General features: G+C 40.9%; 17 protein-coding genes. 3 read left to right on the top strand and 14 right to left on the bottom strand.

Annotated features, from left to right (window positions below; all coding sequences use genetic code 11):
- Positions 1-207: 207 nt before the first annotated feature.
- Positions 208-1533: a S8 family peptidase gene (locus tag MHB67_RS08335; RefSeq protein ID WP_342492890.1), complete on the top strand. Its 1326-nt coding sequence runs from the start codon at positions 208-210 to the stop codon at positions 1531-1533.
- An 89-nt stretch (positions 1534-1622) separates the two neighbouring features.
- On the opposite strand, the gene MHB67_RS08330 is transcribed toward MHB67_RS08335, so the two are convergent.
- The 3 genes from MHB67_RS08330 to MHB67_RS08320 form a co-directional block, all read right to left on the bottom strand.
- Positions 1623-2771 carry a Rap family tetratricopeptide repeat protein gene (locus MHB67_RS08330; protein WP_024427032.1) on the bottom strand — a complete coding sequence of 383 codons (1149 nt, stop codon included), beginning with the start codon at positions 2769-2771 and terminating at the stop codon, positions 1623-1625.
- Between the two features lie 161 nt (positions 2772-2932).
- Entirely contained in the window at positions 2933-3682 is a 750-nt protein-coding gene (locus tag MHB67_RS08325) for a poly-gamma-glutamate hydrolase family protein (RefSeq protein ID WP_103132403.1), read from the bottom strand.
- Positions 3683-3991: 309 nt separating this feature from the next.
- Entirely contained in the window at positions 3992-4465 is a 474-nt protein-coding gene (locus MHB67_RS08320; RefSeq protein WP_024424099.1) for a CarD family transcriptional regulator, read from the bottom strand.
- A gap of 570 nt (positions 4466-5035) precedes the next feature.
- On the opposite strand from MHB67_RS08320, the gene MHB67_RS08315 reads away from it, so the two are divergent.
- Together MHB67_RS08315 and bslA are read left to right on the top strand one after the other, a co-directional pair.
- A complete protein-coding gene (locus MHB67_RS08315; protein WP_024427030.1) occupies positions 5036-5440 on the top strand; it encodes a hypothetical protein in 405 nt (134 codons plus the stop codon).
- 123 nt (positions 5441-5563) lie between these two features.
- Positions 5564-6088 carry a biofilm surface layer hydrophobin BslA gene (bslA, locus tag MHB67_RS08310; protein WP_024424102.1) on the top strand — a complete coding sequence of 175 codons (525 nt, stop codon included), beginning with the start codon at positions 5564-5566 and terminating at the stop codon, positions 6086-6088.
- A gap of 37 nt (positions 6089-6125) precedes the next feature.
- On the opposite strand, the gene mutL is transcribed toward bslA, so the two are convergent.
- The 11 genes from mutL to rny all read right to left on the bottom strand — a co-directional run bounded on the left by mutL (position 6126) and on the right by rny (position 22446).
- Complete coding sequence (gene mutL, locus MHB67_RS08305; protein WP_073205249.1) at positions 6126-8024, bottom strand: DNA mismatch repair endonuclease MutL; 1899 nt, start codon at positions 8022-8024, stop codon at positions 6126-6128.
- Between the two features lie 21 nt (positions 8025-8045).
- Complete coding sequence (gene mutS / locus MHB67_RS08300; protein ID WP_342492889.1) at positions 8046-10622, bottom strand: DNA mismatch repair protein MutS; 2577 nt, start codon at positions 10620-10622, stop codon at positions 8046-8048.
- A 124-nt stretch (positions 10623-10746) separates the two neighbouring features.
- Positions 10747-11292 (bottom strand): outer spore coat protein CotE, encoded by a 546-nt coding sequence (gene cotE / locus MHB67_RS08295; RefSeq protein ID WP_024424105.1) that lies wholly within the window; start codon positions 11290-11292, stop codon positions 10747-10749.
- A 466-nt stretch (positions 11293-11758) separates the two neighbouring features.
- A complete protein-coding gene (locus MHB67_RS08290; RefSeq protein ID WP_008358013.1) occupies positions 11759-12193 on the bottom strand; it encodes a RicAFT regulatory complex protein RicA family protein in 435 nt (144 codons plus the stop codon).
- Position 12194: 1 nt separating this feature from the next.
- Entirely contained in the window at positions 12195-13721 is a 1527-nt protein-coding gene (gene miaB / locus MHB67_RS08285) for a tRNA (N6-isopentenyl adenosine(37)-C2)-methylthiotransferase MiaB (protein ID WP_024427027.1), read from the bottom strand.
- 150 nt (positions 13722-13871) lie between these two features.
- Entirely contained in the window at positions 13872-15053 is a 1182-nt protein-coding gene (locus MHB67_RS08280; RefSeq protein WP_342492888.1) for a glycine C-acetyltransferase, read from the bottom strand.
- On the bottom strand, positions 15050-16114 hold the full coding sequence (gene tdh / locus MHB67_RS08275; RefSeq protein WP_342492887.1) for an L-threonine 3-dehydrogenase: 1065 nt from the start codon (positions 16112-16114) through the stop codon (positions 15050-15052). The genes MHB67_RS08280 and tdh overlap by 4 nt, the downstream gene beginning before the upstream one ends.
- Before the next feature lie 174 nt (positions 16115-16288).
- On the bottom strand, positions 16289-19333 hold the full coding sequence (locus tag MHB67_RS08270; protein WP_342492886.1) for an efflux RND transporter permease subunit: 3045 nt from the start codon (positions 19331-19333) through the stop codon (positions 16289-16291).
- Between the two features lie 202 nt (positions 19334-19535).
- On the bottom strand, positions 19536-19796 hold the full coding sequence (spoVS, locus tag MHB67_RS08265) for a stage V sporulation protein SpoVS (RefSeq protein ID WP_003211281.1): 261 nt from the start codon (positions 19794-19796) through the stop codon (positions 19536-19538).
- 202 nt (positions 19797-19998) lie between these two features.
- Positions 19999-20793, bottom strand: a complete 795-nt coding sequence (locus MHB67_RS08260; RefSeq protein ID WP_024424109.1) for a TIGR00282 family metallophosphoesterase — start codon at positions 20791-20793, stop codon at positions 19999-20001.
- Between the two features lie 90 nt (positions 20794-20883).
- On the bottom strand, positions 20884-22446 hold the full coding sequence (gene rny / locus MHB67_RS08255) for a ribonuclease Y (RefSeq protein WP_003211958.1): 1563 nt from the start codon (positions 22444-22446) through the stop codon (positions 20884-20886).
- Positions 22447-22640: the final 194 nt, after the last annotated feature.

Here is a 22640-nt window from a genome sequence, read left to right as displayed (position 1 = left end):
AAGAACTCTCCCACCTATCATCGGCAGATTCTACGTGAATTCCACCTTTTTCTATTATTTTACAAAATGTAAGCGCTTTTCTTTTTTGAAAGACATAAGCAAGCCGCCAATATAAAGAAAAGGAGGGACAAGAATCCGAACCAAGCAGTTCTCATTCTCATAACGTAAGAGTGTACGAGAATGGATAGCTGGAATGGAGGGCATCTCATGTTTGGATTTTCTATGGTGCAGATGGTCAGAACACATGCTAGTAAACTAGATCAGCCTTTAAGAGAGACCGTTCTTCACCTTTATAAACCTTTTAAATGGACGCCATGCTTTCTTCATCGTTTTTTCGAAGGCAGGCTGAAGAAGAAAAAGAAGCTTCGTGTGATCATTGAATTTAAGGAAGGTGCAGCCGAGGCAGGGATTCAAAGCACAAAGCAGCTCATGAAAAAAAGCAGAAAAACAAATATAAGACGGCATTTTTCACATATCGACTGCTGTGCTGCTGATTTAACGCCTGCTGCTTTAGAGGACCTATTAGCAAACGGTGAGCATATTCGTAAAATTTATTTAGACCGGAAAGTTCATGCGCTGCTGGATGTAGCCACAGAAGCAAGCCATGCTGAAGAAGTCATCCGAAACGGGACAACTTTAACAGGAGAAGGCATTACGGTCGCTGTCATTGACACGGGAATTTATCCACATGAAGATTTAGATGGAAGAATTCGAGATTTTGTGGATTTAATCAAACAAAAAACAAAGCCTTATGATGATAATGGCCACGGTACTCACTGCGCGGGAGATGTCGCTGGAGATGGAGCCGCCTCAGACGGCTTATACAAAGGACCTGCCCCAAAAGCAAATCTGATTGGCGTGAAAGTGTTAAATAAACAAGGGGCTGGATCACTTTCTACTATTATAGAAGGTGTTGAATGGTGCATACAATTCAACGAAGACAACCCGGATGATCCGATTCATATTATCAGTATGTCGCTGGGCGGAGCTGCGCAGCGTTATGATGACGAACAGGACGATCCAATGGTGCGTGCTGTCAATGCGGCTTGGGATCAAGGGATTGTTGTATGCGTCGCTGCCGGAAACTCTGGTCCTAACAGCCAGACGATTGCAAGCCCTGCTGTCAGTCAAAAAGTCATTACGGTCGGAGCCTACGATGACAGAAATACACCAGAATCAAGTGACGATGTCGTGGCACCGTTTTCAAGCAGAGGACCAACGGTTTACGGGGAGGCAAAACCTGATATCCTCGCACCTGGAGTAAACATCGTTTCTCTTAGATCACCAAGGTCCTTTCTGGATAAACTTGATAAATCAAGCAGAGTCGATCATGATTATACAACGTTATCTGGCACATCGATGGCAACACCGATTTGTGCTGGTATTTGCGCTCTACTACTAGAGCATTCACCAGATTTAACACCGGATGAAGTCAAAACCCTGTTAAAAGAAAATACAAGCAAGTGGTCTGGGGATGACCCGATGGTTTATGGAGCAGGTGCAATTGACGCAGAAAAAGCAATCAAAGAATAAAGAAAAAAGCCCTTTACGTTTTGCGTAAAGGGTGTTGTTTGTCTCATTTTTAAGTGTGAAGTCTTTCATCTACTTGAGCAGCTGACATGTTATGCTTCGTTCTCATACATCTCATCTCCTTTTTGAATGTGCGTACGCGCTTCGATCACAATCTCAAAAAAAGTGGAGGATTCCTTGTACATGTCGCGTTCCTTATAATAATTAGCCGCATCAAGTGCTAATTCCTCTAAATCAGCAAACATTTTTTTATTTCTCAGACCAAAAAGGGCCGACCTCAATTGCTCACAGCCGTCTTTCTCTATATAGAGCGCCTGCAAAAATTGGAATTTCAACTGATAAATTTCATCTTCCAATACACAAGCCTCTTTCATTCCTGTAGATATGGCCTCGCCCGCCCGCTTGATATCTCCGAGTTTAAAACAAGTAAGGGCAAGTGAAAACAACGATTTGATCATCGTGGATGCTTGATCTTTCTGATAAAGTGAAATGGCTTGTTCAAAAAAGACAGTCGCTGTATGATACGTTCCCATACTATAATGACAAGTGCCTAAGTTATTAAGAGCCATTGCTTTAAAATAAGATGTGCATTCTTTTTGTTCCATCGCTTCACAGACCTTTAACGCTTTTTCTAAATAAGGAAGCGCTTTTTGATACTGATTAACATCAATCCAATTACCTGCCATGACAAAATCACATTGAATGCTTCTTTTTCCATAAAGCTGATGTTTCTTGTAGATGTCTCTTGCCTTTTTAGCGTAGTGCATGGAGAAATAGGTTTGTTTCATATGATAGTATACTTCTGCGATTTTATAGTAAAATTCTGCTTTTTCGATCTCATCTGTCACTAAAATCAGTTGATGTTCCGCATGCTTGTAATATGAAATGGCCTCGATATACCGGCGCTGGATAAACGCATACATTCCATGAAAAAAATGAAAATAATAGCCGAGTAAGCCTGTCATTTCATCTTCTGCATCGTCAATTTCTTTAGGAAAGGACACTGCTTGAAGCGTTTCACTCCCTGCATGGACTGGCGCTAAGTGCTGAAGCATCATTTGATGGCGAAAATCCATTAGAGAATAGTATAGGAGTAAATCTTGATCCTCTTCCATATCATGAATTTCTTCTTCAACAAGGCGCTTCATGCCGTTTGCCTGTTCAACTTCAAATTTGCAAATATGCGTGTACCATTGATTGATCTTTACACCTACTTCGGAAGATGGTATTTTGTGTGCCATCCACTTCAGCCCCATTCTATCATATCAAACTGATAACTATTATTTTACATAATTTATGTTTTCAAGGCAAATTGTAAGTTATTACATATTTTATGTTCAAATCGCATATTCCTATCTTTTTTACCAAGTTTAAATAGAGCACTTTTGCCCATCAAACTTTTTTACGAAGACGGATCGAATTCTCTTAGTACTTCTTTTAATGCATTAATATAGCGTCTAAATGCTTTTTTCTTTCCTTTTCTCGTCTCAAAATTATCAAAAAAAGCTTCTCTTTGCGCTGTACTAATTTCGAGCTGAACGCTTTCACCACTCGCATTTCGATTATTTATATTTTTGGGATCTGTACCAGAAAGCCGTTCGCCTTTTTGTACCATTTCTGCGGAAAATCCCCGATCTTTTAGTTCTCGTACAACGGCTCTTTGCATTTTTTCATTTGTGCCGCCAACGAGCGTGTGTCTTTTATCACTTTTATAGCCGTGGATGGAAATTGAAAAAGGATACGTTTTAATCATTTGAACCAAAATGGGTTCATCAAAATTGGTACTCGTGATATGCAGGTCCCGGTTATTGTCTTGCTTTGTACCTTCAAACAAATACGTAGAGTAGCTTTCTTGAAAGGCTTCTACAATTTCACTTGTTCCTGGTTCAATTTCACCTCCATGAGGAGAAAATACAAGTAAATCACTTCCGCCCTTTTCGTGAAATTCTATCTCATAACCGTCTCTTTCATATCGCATGAGCTGTTTAAAGCTTTCATATTGATCGCCTTGTTTTCGCTCTTTTTGATACTTTTCTACCTCTTGATGATGCTGCTTTTGCTCTTTTTTTTCTTGAACAGAATGGCTGCATTTCACCATTAAAAGAGTACACAGAATAAGAAAGATGAATCCACATATTAGTAACCTTTTCATTTCACCGCTCCTTTTTTCTCTTAGGTGTCATCTTACCGCAATATTTTACTATCAATGGCTTAGAAAATTCAAAGGTTGTCCGGCTCATTTGAATGAATCAGGAGAAGTTACCTGTTTTTCATATGATCTAGGTATTTCAGAGGTCTTTAAATTTTTGTTGTGAACGTAAAAACTAAATCGTATGACCTCATTTCAATTTTAGTTAAAACCACCTACAAAAATGGCAATATTACTCTTTTTTCAAACAAAAAAGCTGTAAACAAAAGAAGTAGTCCCCTTCAGTTTACAGCTAGTCTCTGTATATCATCATTACATTCTTAATTCATTCTCTAAAGCTGTCATCACTTCATCTTGCGTCAGTCCCTGTGCAAGTGAAATCTCACTCACTAACATGCCTCTTGCATCTTCAAGCATCTTCTTTTCACTTGAATTTAACGCTTTCTTCTGATTTCGTCTCATTAGATCTTTGACAACGTCTGCACCATCTTCGATCGCACCTGTTTTTAGCTTTTTCAGATTTTCATCATATCTTTGCTTCCAAGTAAGCGTGTCGTCGTTTGTTTCTTCTGCAAAATTGTTCATCACAACTTTCAGCGTTGCTTGATCTGCTACCGGACGTATACCTAGTTGATTGATTCTGCCTTTTGGCACCATCATCTGCATATTCGGCATTTGAATCAGGAAATATTCCTGCGTCTTACCTAAAATCTCTTTTTCTTCCATTCCTTCAATCACACCGGCTCCATGCATTGGATAAACAATTTTATCACCTATTTGAAACAAATCCGCCACCTCCGAAAGTATTCACAATATCATTATAACACATTTCTTCAGAGGATAAAAATTTATATTTTATCATGTTAATTTAGCACTAGTCAATTCTTTTTATTTGAGTTTTTTCAGAAAAAGCCTTTTTTTATAAAAGAAGCATGAGCATCCAGTCCTCATGACTCTTTCTTGCATATACTAGCATTGAGTCACATTTAGGAGGGATGACAATGTGCAAATGCAAGTGCAAACATTCCCACTCACACTGCCATAAAAAGCATGACGATCATTGCCATGAGGATCCATGTAAAGAAAAAAAGTTTTGTCATAAAAAAGATAAATGGTTTGAGAGCGATTTTTGGGATACCTCTCGAAGCTACGATCCCTGTTATTTTCCTAAAAGTGTCTGCAGCAGATGTAAAAAGCGTCGCAGAAGAAGACACAGCTACACAATTTAACGCTTGACGCTTTACCTGCTTTCCTTTTCCCGGCTGAAAAGCCGGTTTTTTTCTTTCATATGGATAGGCTCATGAAGCAGATCTGTCTCATAGGATATGGCAACCTGACATAAAGGATGAGATATACATGAACGATATGAACAGCCAAATGAATCATTATCACCAAGAAAATCCCTATCACACATTTGAAAATGTGTATACAGCCAATCATGAGCATATGGTCGCGCCAAACATGCATGATCATATGAATATGCCAAACCATTATCATAGCGGCAAAAAAGATATGTATAACGCGCACCATCCACATCATCATTCAGTTTATTCACCGTTCCCAAATCAGCATGATACCTTTTCAAAGCATGTTCCAATGAAAGATCACCATCATCTAGGCCATTATGGTGGATATGGGATGATGCCACACCATCCATATGGTTATCAAGATATGCATATGATGATGCCAACAAACCAGCAAATGCCAGGCCATTATTACGGAATGAATCAACCAAATGCGCTATTTCCCCGCTATTACTAAAGAATGACAAAATAAGGGTATAATATCCCATTTAATACCATATGGTAATATGGTAACATTATAGGTAAATAATGGGTGTAATCATCTATTATTTACCTATATTCAACAAGGGGGAAGGAAAAAATGAAAAAAACGTGGACGATTCTTATGATGGGGATGCTCACATTGGTTATGGCACTGTCTGTACCGCTTTCTGCATCTGCTGAGGAAGCCGGCAAAGCAACAACCAATGCAAAACCAGCTGCACTTTACGCAAAAATTACAGGAGCAAGTAAGCAGGAATGGTCTTTTTCTGACATTGAGCTGACGTACAGCCCAAATTCTGTTCTAAGTCTTGGTGCGGTTGAGTTCACTCTGCCAAAGGGTTTCCAGGCAACAACTAAAGACATTATGAACGGCAAAGCATTAAAAGACAGCTACATTTTGAACAACGGACAAACCGTTCGTATTCCGCTCAGACTGGATTTACTTGGAATTTCCAAATATACATTAAAGCTTTCACATAAAGTACTCCCTGCTGCAGGTACATACACGTTCCGTGCAGAAAATCGAGCCATCAGCATCGGTTCCACATTTTATGCAGAAGATACGATTGATATTAATACACGACCAGTTGTGGTCACACCGCCAGATCCTTGCGGATGCTAAATAAAAAAAGCGCTCTTTTAAGAGCGCTTTTTTTATATCACATCACCCGTTTAAACATTTTCTCCATCTCATATGTCGAGTGATGAATGATGATCGGCCGGCCGTGCGGACAGGTGAATGGGTCCTTCGTTTGCCGAAGTTCATCTAATAAGGCTTTGATTTCATCATGACGCAAATGACGATTTGCTTTGATTGAGCCTTTACAGCTCATCATAATCGCCGCTTCTTCTCTTAGTTTCTTGATATCAACACGTTTTTCATCAAGCACTTGCTCTATAATCTCTTCGATCAATTCAGCCTCTTCACCTTTTGGAAACCACTGCGGATGCGACCGAACGATGTAGCTCCCTGAACCAAAGGGCTCTAAGAAGACCCCCACTTTCGCGAGAATATCTTTATGCTCTTCAATGATCAGCATATCGTTTTTAGAGTAGTGAAATGTTAAGGGGACGAGCATTTCTTGCACTTCCTGTTCGATCTCCCCCACCTTCTCACGATAATACTCATACTTGATTCGCTCTTGAGCCGCATGCTGGTCGATGATATAAAGCCCTCGTTCATTTTGAGCCAAAATATATGTGCCATGCATTTGCCCAATTGGATACATCACAGGGACGCGTTCGTTTTCAGGAATCGTTTTTGCATCTTCATGTAGTACCGTCTCTTCATATTCAAGTGAAGCGGCGGATTCCTCTAAATGAATACGCTCAGATGAGGTTTCTTCATAAAATACTGGTGATGATGCTTCTGTCTTCTCATGTTTAGGCATTCCGTATGCATCGGTATGACTTGTCTCGTATACGACCGACTCGTGCGGCTCCGGCTGATAGGTTAGCGGTGTTTCCGCTGGGCTTGCGTTCCTTTGTTTCGCATCAAAGGTTAAGGATTGCTGCTCATTTTTCACAGCTGGCATTGGTGCTTTTTTTGGTACTGAAGCACTTGGAATGAGCTGCTGCTTTTGAAATACTTCCTTAATTCCTTGTTTAATCAGATCATGAAGTTCCTGTTCTTTACTTAGCCTCACTTCTAGCTTCGATGGATGAACGTTCACGTCCACTAGAATGGGATCCATCTTCATCTCAATGAATGTAATTGGATGACGGCCAATCGGAAGCAGCGTGTGATACCCTTCATGGATCGCTTTCACGAGCGGAAAATGTTTGACATATCGGCCGTTTACAACAGAAGACATATAATTCCGTGATGCCCTCGTCACTTCTGGTAAGGAAATATATCCTTTCACTTCAAAATCAAGTGATTGTACGTGAAGCGGCAGCATTTTTTTAGCCACAGCTGTCCCGTAAATAGCCGCAAGTACGTGACGCACATCTCCGTTTCCATTCGTCTGTAGCAGGACTTTCCCTTGATGACGCAAACGGATCGATACTTCGGGATGAGCTAGCGCAATTCGATTGACAACATCCGATATATTGCCAAGTTCCGTATGAACGGTTTTCATGTATTTTAGGCGGGCTGGCGTATTGTAAAATAAATTGGTGACCACAATCTCAGTGCCGCGGCGGCCAGAGGTTTTTTTCTCTGAAATAATCTTCCCGCCTTGCAAAGCTAAGTGTGTCCCAGCTCCTTCGCCAGTACTTGTTTTCATTTCTAGGTGAGAGACGGATGCAATACTTGGCAGCGCCTCTCCTCTGAATCCGAGCGTTCTAACACGAAACAGATCATTTTCATCTTTGATTTTACTCGTTGCATGGCGCTGGAAGGCGAGCTTACAATCTTCAGCATCGATTCCAACACCATTATCAATAATCCTGATAGAAGAAAGACCTGCTTCTTCTACATCGATTTCAATGACTGTACTTTTTGCATCGATCGCATTTTCCACAAGCTCCTTTACAACAGAAGCCGGGCGCTCGACCACTTCACCTGCAGCAATTTTATTGGATAGGTCATCGGATAACTGAATAATCTTTGCCATTTCTGCTCACCTCACCTTACATTATAATTTCTTTTGCAATTCATACAGCTTTGTCATTGCTTCAAGCGGCGTCATATCCATTAGGTTGTAAGACTTTAATTCGTCGATGACCGCTTGATCCTTCTGTTTTAGCGCAGCTTTCGGCTGCGGTTTTTCTTCTACTTCAAAGAAAGAAAGCTGCTGTTTTTCTACAGTCTTTTCTGCTTTTGGTGCTGTAGATACGGTTGGGGTCACGTCATGTGATCCGCTCTCAAGCTCCGTTAAAATAGTCTGGGCTCTATTAATGATGGCATCAGGCAATTCAGCAAGCTGCGCTACATGAATACCATAGCTTTTATCAGCTGCACCTTCTTTGATTTGATGTAAGAAAACGACAGTGCCTTCATGCTCTTCAGCTCGCACATGAACATTTTTCAGCTCGCTTAATTGGGATTCAAGGACAGTGAGCTCATGGTAATGTGTAGAAAATAGGGTTTTGGCCCCAATATGATCATGAACAAATTCAATGATCGCCTGCGCAAGAGCCATTCCATCATAGGTGCTTGTCCCGCGTCCAATTTCATCAAATAAAATCAAGCTGTTTTTCGTAGCATGCACCATCGCATTTTTTGCTTCGAGCATCTCTACCATAAAAGTACTTTGACCAGAAATCAAATCATCTGCTGCACCAATACGTGTAAAGATTTGATCGAAGATTGGAAGCGTCGCCTTTGACGCAGGAACGAAGCAGCCAATCTGCGCAAGAATCGAGATGAGCGCCATTTGTCTCATATACGTACTTTTCCCTGACATATTCGGTCCAGTGATGAGTAAGGTTTGTCTTCCTTTTCCCATATGGCAGTCATTCGGTACATATTCCTGGTGATCCAGCACTTTTTCAACGACAGGGTGACGGCCATCTTTGACATCCACGTCATCCTCTGAGAATTCCGGCCGGATATAACGGCGCTTTTCACTGACAGTCGCAAAGCATTGAAGCGCATCAAGCTCGCTCATTTGTTTTGCAAGCAGCTGTAATCTAGGAATATAGCCTTTTACTTGCTCTCTGAGAGCTGTAAATAGTTCATATTCCAATTCGTTAATATTTGATTCTGCTTCAAGAATCAGTGCTTCTTTTTCTTTTAATTCAGGTGTGATATACCGCTCTGCATTGGCAAGCGTTTGTTTTCTTTCGTAACGCCCTTCCTCCAGCAGATGTGTATTTGCGCGTGTCACTTCGATATAATAACCAAACACTTTATTAAACCCGACTTTTAAGGAGCGAATGCCGGTATATTCTCTTTCCTGCTGTTCAAGCCGTGCAATCCAGTCCTTTCCGTTTCGGCTGGCATCACGGTATTCATCTAATTTTGCATTGTAGCCATCTTTAATCAGATTGCCTTCTTTTATCGTCATCGGCGGATTTTCATAAAGTGCATCTTCTAATAAATCAAGCAAGTCATCACAAGGATCAATCTCATTCGCTCTTGATTTCGCCATTTCCTCTGGTAATGAATGAACGAGTTGTTTAATATCCGGTACTTGTTTTAAGGATTCTTTGAGCTGGATGAGATCACGGGCATTCACGTTGCCAAATGCCACGCGGCCCGCTAAACGCTCAAGATCATATACTTGCTTTAATCGTTCGCGCAGATCCTCTCGCTCAAAGAAATGATCCATCAGGATTTGCACCATTTCCTGACGCTCATTAATTTGCGAAAGGCGAATAAGCGGCCGATCGATCCATTGCTTGAGCAGTCTGCCGCCCATCGCTGTTTTTGTTTCATCTAACAGCCATAATAAAGAGCCTTTTTTGCTTTTTGAACGAATCGTTTCTGTTAATTCTAGGTTTCGTTTTGAGTAAAGATCGATTTTCATCGTTTGTTCAAGTTCAAACACTTGAACTTTCTGAAGATGATCCAAGCTTCTCTTTTGCGTTCTTCTTAAATAGGCATATAGTGTTAAAAATGACGTTTTTAACTTTTCGTCTAGATGGGAAACGAGCCGTTCAGCTTCCTCTAATAATGCATCACTATCTTCGTATGAAATGGTTGCTTGGCAGCGTTCTTTAAGGGTTTTGATTGTTTCCTCATCCAGCTGCTTTGACACCACAATTTCTTTTGCACCGACAGAATAAATTTCTGATACGACTTCATCTAATCGATCGATGAAAGCCGCCATGTTTTCACCCGTTGATAAATCAGACAGCGCAAGACCGTACCCATTTTGAAAGCTGGTAACAGACGCAATAAAGTTGTTCTCGTTTTCACTTAAACCTTTACCATCCATGACGGTTCCTGGTGTAATCAGTTGAACGACTTCCCTTTTGACTACACCTTTTGCCGTTTTAGGGTCTTCCACCTGCTCACAAATGGCGACCTTGTATCCTTTTGAAATCAACTGTTCTATGTATGCAGAAGCAGAATGATAAGGAACGCCGCACATTGGAATTGTGCCGCCGTCTCTGCTTGTTAACGTAATTTCTAGTTCTTGCGCGGCTTCCTTTGCATCATCAAAAAACATCTCATAAAAATCGCCTAGGCGAAAAAATAAAAAGGCATCTTGATAATCTGCCTTGATCTTTAAATATTGCTGTATCATGGGCGTATAACTTGCCATATTTCTAATCCCTCACTATATTACTTTCGAATTCATACCATCTCTAATTATAGCATAAAAAATCACCTTTTTTCTCCTAGATCAAGCACAAAAAAACTAGGGGGATATGCGCCCTAGTCATTCCTTACTCTTCTGTCTCACCTGCTAGGAATTCTGGATGAATATCCTCTAACTCCTCATCCACTTCTTCTTCCCACTCGTGATCATCTTTTTCTTTCCAGCTTGAATCGACCTCTACGACAATTTTTGTTTCACCGACTACCTCAGCAATGAATTCACGCTCTGCCTGAACGATAATTTTATTGCCATTTGGAGAAATGGTCACTTCTAAGCAATTGGGCTGCTGCAATACTTTCGCAATTACTTCGTGCTCATCATCAAGGAAATTTTTATCTTTATATCTCAGTTTAATGATGTCTACATACTTCACACGCTCTGTGACGACTTCTGTTTTCGTGTTGTCGGCGTAAGAGTACCATACGTTAATATCAAATGTTCCTTCGATCTCAACGGTTTTACCGACCTTCTCAGCATCATACTTATGATTAATGATCCAACCACCTAGGATGCTGGTTGGTTTTTGCGATGGAGAAATGGTGTGTGTGCTTTGGGTGAATTTCCTCCCTTTTGCAACCACCGCTTTTGTAATAATTTCTCTGTATTCAGACATTCCGGCATGCCTCCTTGTTCTTGATCGTTTTATCTTATGCTGGGCATTCGTCTAGTGTGTCACGATTTTGAACTTCATGTTCAATTAAATTCATTTCTGTTTCAGTGTATGCATGGTCGCCCATAAACTTGCCTTGAAAATTGGAAAAGTTGGAGAGTGAGAGATTGGGGTTGACTGAAATGGTGTCATTTGATGTAATAAAGATAGTAGCCCTTCTTTATATAAGGAGGAGATATTATGAAACAATTTAATATTATAATAAACATTTTTGGATTAAGCATTGAGCTTCAGTTCAAATCTTTTAATCTGTAGAATCAATTCATTTTTAGTTGATAACACTTCAATATAATATTTATTTTTTACGAAATATAAGGGCTACTGCATCAACATTTTGTTGTTGATGCAGTAGCAAAATACAAATAACATATATTCTATATAATAAAAACCCCGCATCTGCGGGGTTTTCTCATTTAATGGAGCAACTTGGTGATGAGTTTTTTACTTTTGAACCGGTTTCTCCTAATAAGAGGTCGCCGCCGGTTGAAAGAATGATTTCATCTGTTACTTGATTCGAAATTGTGTGCGCTACAAGCTGAAGCAGGGAATTGACTTCCATTTGTGATTCTTTGAATTCTTGAATGACTGGGATGTCATCCAGTTCTTCTTGCAGGGCATCGATTTTTTCTTCGACTTGCTTTAAGGCTTCATGTTTGCCGTAATGCTTTAAGTTCACAGCTTGTTTTTGAAGCGCCTTAATTTGATTAATGATCGTTGAAATTTTTGTATTTTCATTGATTTGCGCTTCTGCTTTTTTGAAGAAATCAACTTCTTCCGTTTCAGAAATCATTTTAGCGAGCTCTCTTGCGCGCTCGACAATCTCTTTCTTTGAATAAAGTGTCATTTTAATTCACCTCGATAGCTTCTCCAACCATTTCTCCGTCAAGAGACCAAGTTTTGGCTTGTGTGATTTTCACTTTGACGATGTTGCCAATCGCTTCTTTTGGTGCTTTAAAATTCACAAGCTTGCTTTTACTTGTATATCCGGCTAGGATCTCAGGGTTGTTTTTACTTTCACCCTCTACTAATACTTCGACAATCTGCCCTTCATATTCCTTCATTTTTTTCGCAGAAATTTCATTCACAAGTGCATTTAGGCGCTGCAGACGTTCTTTTTTCACACGCATTGGCACATTGTCTTTCATTTTCGCTGCCGGCGTTCCTTCTCTTGGAGAATAAATGAATGTATAAGCAGCATCAAACTCAACCTCGCGATAAAGCGAAAGTGTTTCTTCAAACTGCTCATCTGTTTCATTTGGGAACCCAACAATAATGTCCGTTGTTAATGAAGCATTCGGCATAGCTTCTTTGATTTTGCGCACAAGATCAAGGTAACGCTCACGGTCATATTTTCTCGCCATAAGTTTCAGCACAGAAGAACTTCCGGATTGAACTGGCAGGTGAATATGATCGAGAAGGTTTCCGCCCTTGGCAAGCACTTCAATTAAGTGATCATCAAAATCACGCGGGTGACTTGTTGTAAAACGGATACGCGGAATATCAATTTTTCGCAGCTCATCCATCAGGTGGCCAAGACCATATTCCATATCTTCAAAATCTTTTCCATATGCATTCACGTTTTGACCAAGAAGGGTAATTTCCTTATATCCTTCTGCCGCTAAACGTCTGACCTCTTGAATAATTTCATCTGGGCGGCGGCTTCTTTCCTTGCCGCGCGTGTAAGGCACGATACAGTATGTACAGAATTTATCACAGCCGTACATAATGTTCACCCAGCCTTTGATTTTACCTTGACGGGCTCTTGGAAGGTTCTCAATCACGTCGCCTTCTTTTGACCAAACCTCAATGACCATTTCTTTTGAAAGGTAGCATTCAGATAACAGCTCTGGCAGGCGGTGAATGTTGTGCGTGCCGAAAATCAAGTCAACAAATGGGTGTTTCTTCAAAATACGGTTCACGACAGATTCTTCTTGTGACATACATCCGCAGACACCTAAAATTAAATCTGGCTTTTCACGTTTTAATGCTTTTAAATGTCCAAGCTCTCCAAACACTTTATTTTCTGCATTCTCACGAATAGCACAAGTGTTTAATAAGATAACATTTGCATCTTCCGTTGAGTTTGTTGGTTCATAGCCAAGCGCCATAAAAATACCAGCCATCACTTCTGTGTCATGCTCATTCATTTGACAGCCATATGTGCGAATATAAAACTTGCGGCCGTTTCCTAACCCTTGAAACTGCTCGTCAATTTGAAATTGATTGTATTCGACTTCTTCTTTACCCCGTTTTTTTGCATCTTTTAAGGAAGGCGGAATGTACACAGCTTCAAAATATTTGCTGTAGTCCTTCTCGGATTTTTTGTCCGATGAACTTACTTGTCCGCTCGCTTTTCTCTGCTCTTCATTCATGAATTTGTACTCCTTTCAAACCAAGTTCCACCCTACAGTATAGACTATTTTGTGATGAATTGAAAATAAATCATATACGGTTCTTCTATGAAAATTGCCTATTAGTCATAACCATTTTTCACAAAAAGAAAAAAGAGAGCCTGCGCTCTCTCAATCAAGTATGTTTAGTTTTTTTGCTTCTTCTTCAATGATTGTCAGTGCCCGGTCTAGTTCTTCTTTTGTGTGCTCGGCTGTGATGATGGCTCTAATTCTTGCCTTGCCTTTTGCCACAGTTGGGAAGGCGATGCCTTGAGCAAACACGCCTCGTTCTATTAAAGCCTTTGAGAAACGAAAAGTAAGTGCTTCGTCTCCAATCATGATTGGGATAATCGGTGTCTCTGTTGGGGCGACTTGAAATCCAAGGCTGATGACCATTTCTTTAAAATAAGCGGCGTTCTCCCAAAGTGTATCGATTCGTTCCGGTTCATCTAACAGCACTTCAATCGCTTCTTCACACGCTCTAGTCACAGCTGGCGGATGAGAGGTGCTGAATAAAAACGGTCTTGCTTTATGCTTTAAATAATCAATTAAAACCGCTGAACCAGCCACATAGCCGCCGAGCACTCCGACAGCCTTACTAAGTGTCCCGACCTGAATGTGCACTCTGCCGTCGAGTTTAAAATGGTTGACCGTCCCGCGGCCATTCTCACCAAGCACGCCCGATGCATGTGCATCGTCTACCATCACAAATGCATCATATGCTTCTGCGAGCCTGACGATCTCAGGAAGTGGCGCGATATCTCCATCCATCGAGAATACTCCGTCTGTAACGATGAGGCGGACGCGGTAATTCATTGATTTTTTCAAAATCTTCTCCAGCTCTTCCATATTGGAATGACCGTATACCTTTTTATCTGCTTTTGTTAATCGGATGCCATCAATAATTGAGGCATGATTCAGTTCATCTGAAATGACAATATCATCTTTTGTCAAGATACTGGATAAGACCCCTTGATTGGTCGTAAAGCCTGATTGGAATACAAGTGCTGCTTCTGTCTTTTTAAATGCAGCAAGCTTTTTTTCAAGACGTTCATGCATTGTCATTGTGCCGGCGATGGTACGTACAGATCCTGTACCCGCACCGAATTCATCGATTGCCTCTTTTGCTGCTTTCATCAGCCTTGGGTGTGAGGTGAGCCCTAAGTAGTTATTTGAGGAGAGTTGTATGACAGATTGTTCATTTATTGTAACAGTGGATGATTGTTTTGAGTCGATCTCTTTCAAAGTTTGGTGGGTGCCTTGCTGCTTCATTGTTTCCAATTCATCTTGTAAATACGTGAATTCTTTCATCATTTCTTCCCCCTTTGATATGATGGCATCATCAGTACGACTTTTCCGCACGTACCGCTTTGCATAAGTTCAAATCCCTTTTCGAACTCTTCAAATGGCAGTGTATGAGTGACAACCGGCTTTACATCAATGGTATTCGTTCTTAATAGCTCAGATACTTGACGCCACGTCTCAAACATTTTTCTCCCCGTGATCCCTTGCACGGTTAATCCCCTAAAAACAATTTGATTCGTAATATCAATTGTTACTGGCCGTTCTGGCAAGCTTAGTATATTGACTTTCCCTCCATTTGCACAAGCTTCGAGTGCTTGATTAATGGCAGCTGGATGACCTGACATCTCACACATCACATCTGCCCCTTCCATCCGCGTGAGCTGCTTAATTATCGCGACTGAATCACCTTTTCCAATATCCACGATATGATCTGCACCCATTTTTCGGGCAAGATCGAGCCTGTATTCATTTTTATCAACAGCGAACACTTGAACAGCCCCGGAGGCTTTTGCAACAGCGATTGCCATTAAACCGATTGGTCCGCAGCCAAAAATCGCCACTGATTTACCTGATACAGGTGTGTGCAGTACAGAATGAACAGCATTTCCTAGCGGCTCTTGGATAGAGGCAAGCTCAACCGGCATTTGAGCTGGATTATGCCACACATTTTGTTCAGGTACTTTGACATATTCAGCAAAACAGCCATCAATGTCTACCCCTAAAATTTTCGTTTCACTGCACAAATGCTGCTGCCCTGTTAAGCACATATAACATTGATTACATACAACATGCGTCTCAGCCGATACAAAGTCCCCTACCTTTGCTCGTGAGACCTGCTTCCCCACTTTAACAACTTCCCCTGTAAATTCATGTCCAAAAATGTAAGGCGCTTTGACTCTTCCCTTAGCCCAGTCATCCCAATTATAAATATGCACGTCTGTTCCGCATATCGAAGTGGCTTTCACTTGGATCAAAACTTCATGATCTTTGATTTCTGGAATCGGCATCTCCATCATCACCGCTCCGTAAGCGCTTTCTTTTTTAACAATTGCTTTCATCGTTCCACACATGACGTACAACCCCTTTGTTAAAAAACTTCTCCCAATCAGATTTTAACACGACTTATTTTAGTCGTAAATACCACTGTCTACTAGAAAAAGACAAATGAACACCCCACATATTTTTTTGGATATTTTTCTAAAAAAAAAGCAAATCTCCTTTCGATCGGAGATTTGCTTTCATCGTCAGCGTTTCTTTGAAACGGCAACATATAGTGCTGGCACAATGAATAAGGTCAGTATTGTTGAGAAAAAGACACCAGATACAATGCAGATGGCCAGCGGCTTAAAGAGTGGATCATGACTTAATGCAACAGGCATTAGTGCAACAAGTGCCGTAAATGCTGTTAAGAGAATCGGTCTAATCCTTGCTCTTCCTGCTTCAATGACAGCTGTCTGTTGATCAAACCCTTGCTTGCGCCGCTGTTCAATAAATTCGAATAGGACGACCGCATTTCGAACGACAATACCAGCCAATGAGACAATTCCCATTGTTGCCATAAAGCTGAATGGTGTTTGTGTGACAAACAGTCCGATAATGGCTCCTGATACGGCTAAGTAAACCGTTCCTAGAACTAACAGCGGAAGCATCAATGAATTGAACTGGAATGCGATGGTCACGTAAATGAGCAGCAAGACTACTGCAAATAAGAGACTAATTTCAATAAAGAACTGGGTCTGATTTTCATTTTCTCCACCCTGTAAGATGGTCAAATCCTTCGCTGCAGCGCTTTTCCCCACTTGATTGACGACTTCTTTCATATCGTCTTTAAACGAATCTGATGCGCCGGGATACGCCTTCAGCGTAATGGTCGGAACTCCATTTTCATGTGGAATGCTTTCGTACTGCTCTGTTTCTTTTTCTTCTACATATCGGCTAAGCGGCTCAAGTTGAGGCATACCGCCCTCATTTGTCTTCACAGGCACTTTCATTTCCTTTAGCTTTAACCCATTTTGATGTGTGCCTATATCCTGTTTCACTACTAAATCGATATCATTTGTTCCTTGTTGAAAGGTACCTAATGGCATCCCTTCTGTCACAAGACCAAGCTGTCTGCTGACAAATTGAGCACTGAGCCCATCCTCTGCCATCCGCTCGCGGTTTAATTCAAAAGAGATCGTTTTCACCGGCTGATTGACATCGTCCGTAATCAAGCTTGCCCCTTTGTCTTTCATTTCATTTGTCAGTGTTTCTTTGACATCAATGAGCTTTGAAAAAGAGTCACCCGCAACCGTTACTGTCACTGGCGCTCCAGTTGGCGGTCCTTGTACAATGGTTTTCATAAAGATTTCAGCCTCTTTGAATGTCTCTCGCAAAGGCTCGGTCATACGATCTATTAATGCCTTACTTGTCATCTGATCATTGTCTACTCTCACGACAACCTGACCCGTGTGGTCACTTGCATTTGAAATACTTTCATTAAACAGGTTCGGCACACCGCCGCCTGCAAAAATCGCCGTTTCTTCAATGCCTTTTTGCTGTTTGATCTCTTGTTCTATTTTCTTTAGTGTTTCATTTGTTTTGTCTAATGTTGTTTCACTTGGAAGCGTGACAGTGACGACCACTTCTTTCTTATTCGCCGCAGGGAAAAATTCAAATGGTGTGACGAAAATAAGTAAAAAAGCAAGCGTTGCAACGAGCAAACCACTTAGTCCAATAACGAGCGGCCGTTTCACAATGTTTGTCAGCACACGGTCTGCATAGAAATCAGCCAGCCTTTTTAATGGTTTCCCTAGGAATCCCGGCTCTTTTTGACTGTTTTTGTTCTTTCTTTTCCGGTTCACAGTATATTGATAGACCGGTACAAGTGTCAGAGAAATCACCATGGACGCAAGCACAGTCGTCACTAGAACAGACGGTAATGCCCGAATAAATGAACCATTTGCACCTGATAGGAATACAAGCGGCAGGAAGGCAAACACAACAGCTAGTGTTGATGTCAAAATGGACCCTGCGACTTCTTTCACCCCTGCAATTGTTCCTTTAAGCGGACTTTCGTATTTTTTCATTTGTCTTAAAATATTATCATTGACGACAATGGCATCATCGACAAGTATCCCTAAAGCAATAATAAAGCCGATGATCGAAATTTGATTGAGGTCCACTTGTAAAAATGGCAGCGGAATCGTTCCAATTGTAATGGATAGCGGAATGGCGAGTGAAACGATAAACGCCCCGCCAATCGTGAGTCCAAGTGTGGTAACAATTATGACAGCAATGACCGCAACAATGGCTTCTTTTATTAAATCATTGAAAATGGTATCCACTTCACTTTTTTGTGAATAGTAGTCTACCCACTCCACCCCATTTGGCAGCTGCTTTTCTTTCTCAATGACATCACTGACTTTGTCATACATTTTAGGAATATCAAGCCCTTGTTTAATATTCACAGTAAATGAATAAGCGGGCTTTCCGTTATACGACACAATATCACTTTTCTGTTTTTCTACTTCTTTTAAACTGCCAAGCTGACTAATTGTGACCGGCTCTCTTTTCGTTTTTGAGAAAAGCTCAATTTGTTTAACTTGATCTAAGCGGTCATATGTATCGATGGACAGCTTCACCTTCTCTTTGCCTGCCCGAATATCGCCTAGTGGAGATGTGTCAAATTCCTGATTGATGGCATTTGTGACATCAGTTACATTGAGCCCTTCACCCTCCAGCTTGTTTGAATCTAAGTTTAAAATCGCTTGTTTGTCATTGAAGCCTTTGATAATGACACTGTCTACCCCTTTGATGTCCTCTACTTTTTCCTTCAATGCACGCAGCGATTGCTGACTCTTTGCTAAGTCCGATGATTGACTCGACACAATCATATAAGAACCAACCGGCACGCTGCCGAATTCATCCTTTACTTCCGGCTCCATCACCCCGTCAGGAAAAGACGACGCAGCACTTGTGGTTTCATTCTTAATTTGACTTGCCACCTTTTGAAAGTCGGCTTGGTCCTCAATTTCAAGCACAATATTTGAGAAACCAATGGCAGAAATTGAGCTCGTTTTCTCTACACCATTGATATCTGATAGGGCTGATTCCAGTTTATTGGTGACATCTCTTTCCACCTGTTTTGCATCCGCACCAGGAAAAACGGTAGAAATCGTGACGAGATTCGCCTCGAATTCTGGCAGTTCTCGTTTAGGAAGCTGCGCGAATAAATAGCCGCCAGCAATGAGAACGATAAAAAATAAAATAAAAACAAGCTTTCCTCTTTTCAAAAAAGCTTCAAACATTATTTCACCTACTTAAATATTTATTTTTGATGAAGTAAATTCAACTTAATCTTAATTTATCATCATGGTGAAAAAATGCAAGCTCTAATATGTCATATTTATCTATTTCACGAACTGAATATGTTATATAAGAAATGTATAGCGGTAAACAAAAACAACCTGCTTACATGATGTAAGCAGGTTGAAAATAATAAAATTAGAATTATCGTGGTTCAACAATCAATTTGATGGCTGTTCTTTCTTCTCCATCGATCAGAATGTCAGTAAAGGCTGGAATGCATATCAAATCCACTCCGCTTGGCGCGACAAATCCCCTTGCAATGGCGACAGCCTTAACCGCCTGATTCAGTGCTCCAGCGCCGATTGCTTGTATTTCCGCTGCACCGCGTTCACGTAAAACGCCGGCTAATGCTCCTGCTACTGAATTCGGATTTGACTTTGCTGAAACTTTTAAAATTTCCATTTCTGCTCCCCCTTAAATTTACAATGGATAAGTGAGTGTTCATTAGAACAATCTTTGTTAGATGATGCTATTTTTTTGAAAATCCATCCCCAAAATGTTTTTCAAAAATAGCAGGCTACCTACCATTTTTACTATATTCACGATAGAGGGCGCATATTCCTTCTTTCTGATTAATATTTTTCTGAAATAAATATGTGAACATTTATTCAAAGAAAATATGGTCATCATTTATCAAAATTCGATCAATTTTGACAGCTTTTTTCGACTGTTCGTCAATTTCTACGATTACTGCACTTAACGTCGTGCGGCCTTCTGCAATTTCAAACCGGACTGGGAGACTTGTTTTGAATCGTTTAATGATCGTTTCTCGGTCAACACCTAAAATGCCATCATAAGGCCCTGTCATCCCGACATCTGAAATATACGCAGTTCCTTTTGGCAATACGCGGTTATCTGCTGTTTGAACATGTGTATGCGTGCCAACAACACATGATGCACGGCCGTCTGTATACCAGCCCATCGCCTGTTTTTCGCTTGTGGCTTCACCATGAAAATCAATAAAAATAAACGGTGTCCGTTTGGATGCTTCCGCAATTAATTCATCTACTTTTTGAAATGGGCAGTCAATTGGCGGTAAAAACGTACGTCCTTGCAGGTTGATGACCGCCAATTCTTTTCCTTGTTTTTTAATAAACGTGAGACCTTTTCCAGGTGTGCCTTCTGGGAAGTTAGCTGGACGGACCATATTAGCTGCATCATCGATGAAATCGAAAATGTCTCTTTTATCCCATGTATGGTTGCCCATTGTGAGCACATCAGCTCCTGCTTGCAGCAGCTCATGATAGATTTTTTCAGTTAGACCTTTCCCGTGAGCAGCATTTTCTCCGTTGACAATGGTAAAGTGCGGCTGATATTTTTTCTTTAGCTTTGGCAAATATTCTTTCAGTGTGTCTCTGCCAGGTGAACCGACAATATCTCCAACAAATAAAATTTTCATGCGCTTTTGAACCCTTTCTCTTTTAAATTGATCTTCTTATCAGTGTTGCATATTTACACAAAAAAATAAAGCGGCGCTAAGCGCACCGCTCTATTTTGCATACTCTACTGCGCGAGTTTCTCGAATGACTGTCACTTTAATGTGACCAGGGTAATCGAGCTCGTCCTCAATTCGCTTACGAATATCCCTTGCTAGACGGTGAGCTTCAAGATCATTAATTGAATCTGGCTTCACCATAATACGTACTTCACGTCCAGCCTGTATCGCAAACGATTTTTCAACACCTTCATAAGATTCAGAGATATCTTCTAATTTCTCAAGTCTCCGAATGTAATTTTCAAGCGTCTCACTTCTTGCACCAGGGCGTGCTGCAGATAATGCATCAGCTGCCGCAACAAGAACAGCGATAATAGATGTCGGTTCTTGGTCACCGTGGTGAGAGGCAATACTGTTGATGACAACAGGATGCTCTTTATATTTCGTCGCAAGCTCAACGCCAATTTCTACGTGGCTTCCTTCTACTTCGTGATCAATGGCTTTTCCAATGTCATGCAGAAGACCTGCTCGTTTTGCAAGCTTTGCATCTTCTCCAAGCTCTGAAGCCATGAGACCTGCAAGATGTGCAACCTCAATTGAATGCTTCAGGACATTTTGTCCATAACTTGTACGGAATTTTAAGCGGCCGAGAATTTTGATCAGATCCGGATGCAGACCGTGAACTCCGACTTCGAATGTCGTTTGCTCACCCATCTCGCGGATATAATCATCGACTTCACGGCGTGATTTTTCCACCATTTCTTCAATTCGTGCAGGATGAATGCGGCCATCCTGGACTAGCTTGTCCAGAGCTATCCTCGCTGTTTCACGTCTAATCGGATCAAAGCCCGATAGTATAACAGCTTCAGGTGTATCATCTATGATCAAGTCAATACCTGTTAACGTTTCTAACGTACGGATATTTCGTCCTTCACGTCCGATAATACGACCTTTCATCTCATCATTTGGAAGATTGACTACAGATACCGTTGTTTCAGCCACATGATCAGCTGCACAACGCTGTAACGCAAGTGAAAGAATATTTTTCGCCTTTTTGTCAGCCTCTTCTTTCGCTCGGTTTTCAGATTCTTTCGTCATGACTGCAATGTCGTGGGAAAGCTCATTTTCAACTTGATCCAGAATGATTTGTTTCGCTTCATCTCGAGTTAGACTTGAAATACGTTCCAACTCGGCTTTCTGCAAACGAATCATATCATCCACTTTGCTTTCCATCTCTTCAATATGTTGTTGTCGTTCATTCAGAGAATGATCTCTCTTCTCCAACAGGGACTCCCGTTTATCTAAAGATTCGTCTTTGCGATCAAGATTTTCCTCTTTTTGAAGTAAACGGTTTTCTTGTCTTTGAAGCTCATTTCGTCTTTCACGAACTTCTTGCTCCGCCTCTACACGAAACGAATGAATTTCATCTTTCGCTTCCAAGAGCGCTTCTTTCTTCAATGCTTCCGCATCACGCTTTGCATCCTCAACAATTTGTTCGGCCATGTTTCTTGCGCCGGATATTTTTGCTTCTGCAATGGTTTTACGAACAAAGTAGCCAACAACTAAACAGATTAGGCTCAGCAAAATGGAGATGATCGTAAACATCGTAGGCGACATATTTTCACCTCCTCTTGCTATGAACTTGGTTTTACAAATAAAGTGTCGGCATGTACATTGTTTTGTGTCTCAACATACAGGGCCTTCACAGGGAATGAGATCCTCACTGCCCTTGTCAAGTTTAAATTAGTTATCAATCATGTTAAGAAAAACAAGTGATACATTCCCATTGTAATTGTGTCGGAAATACTTGT

Source organism: Bacillus sp. FSL H8-0516, assembly GCF_038635285.1.
GTDB classification, from domain to species: Bacteria; Bacillota; Bacilli; order Bacillales; family Bacillaceae; genus Bacillus; species Bacillus safensis.
The sequence above is the reverse complement of the archived record's forward strand: the minus strand, read 5'-3'. Positions and strand labels throughout refer to the sequence as shown.

What these genes read in the sequence shown, in the direction of transcription:
- rny (WP_003211958.1), bottom strand. Translation starts at nt 22,446, where the DNA reads ATGTCGCCTACGATGTTTACGATCATCTCCATTTTGCTGAGCCTAATC.
- MHB67_RS08290 (WP_008358013.1), bottom strand. Translation starts at nt 12,193, where the DNA reads ATGACACTTTATTCAAAGAAAGAGATTGTCGAGCGCGCAAGAGAGCTC.
- MHB67_RS08260 (WP_024424109.1), bottom strand. Translation starts at nt 20,793, where the DNA reads ATGAAAATTTTATTTGTTGGAGATATTGTCGGTTCACCTGGCAGAGAC.
- MHB67_RS08325 (WP_103132403.1), bottom strand. Translation starts at nt 3,682, where the DNA reads ATGAAAAGGTTACTAATATGTGGATTCATCTTTCTTATTCTGTGTACT.
- spoVS (WP_003211281.1), bottom strand. Translation starts at nt 19,796, where the DNA reads ATGGAAATTTTAAAAGTTTCAGCAAAGTCAAATCCGAATTCAGTAGCA.
- mutL (WP_073205249.1), bottom strand. Translation starts at nt 8,024, where the DNA reads ATGGCAAAGATTATTCAGTTATCCGATGACCTATCCAATAAAATTGCT.
- cotE (WP_024424105.1), bottom strand. Translation starts at nt 11,292, where the DNA reads ATGTCTGAATACAGAGAAATTATTACAAAAGCGGTGGTTGCAAAAGGG.
- MHB67_RS08280 (WP_342492888.1), bottom strand. Translation starts at nt 15,053, where the DNA reads ATGATGAAAGAATTCACGTATTTACAAGATGAATTGGAAACAATGAAG.
- mutS (WP_342492889.1), bottom strand. Translation starts at nt 10,622, where the DNA reads ATGGCAAGTTATACGCCCATGATACAGCAATATTTAAAGATCAAGGCA.
- tdh (WP_342492887.1), bottom strand. Translation starts at nt 16,114, where the DNA reads ATGTGTGGAACGATGAAAGCAATTGTTAAAAAAGAAAGCGCTTACGGA.
- bslA (WP_024424102.1), top strand. Translation starts at nt 5,564, where the DNA reads ATGAAAAAAACGTGGACGATTCTTATGATGGGGATGCTCACATTGGTT.
- MHB67_RS08330 (WP_024427032.1), bottom strand. Translation starts at nt 2,771, where the DNA reads ATGGCACACAAAATACCATCTTCCGAAGTAGGTGTAAAGATCAATCAA.
- MHB67_RS08270 (WP_342492886.1), bottom strand. Translation starts at nt 19,333, where the DNA reads ATGTTTGAAGCTTTTTTGAAAAGAGGAAAGCTTGTTTTTATTTTATTT.
- miaB (WP_024427027.1), bottom strand. Translation starts at nt 13,721, where the DNA reads ATGAATGAAGAGCAGAGAAAAGCGAGCGGACAAGTAAGTTCATCGGAC.
- MHB67_RS08335 (WP_342492890.1), top strand. Translation starts at nt 208, where the DNA reads ATGTTTGGATTTTCTATGGTGCAGATGGTCAGAACACATGCTAGTAAA.
- MHB67_RS08315 (WP_024427030.1), top strand. Translation starts at nt 5,036, where the DNA reads ATGAACGATATGAACAGCCAAATGAATCATTATCACCAAGAAAATCCC.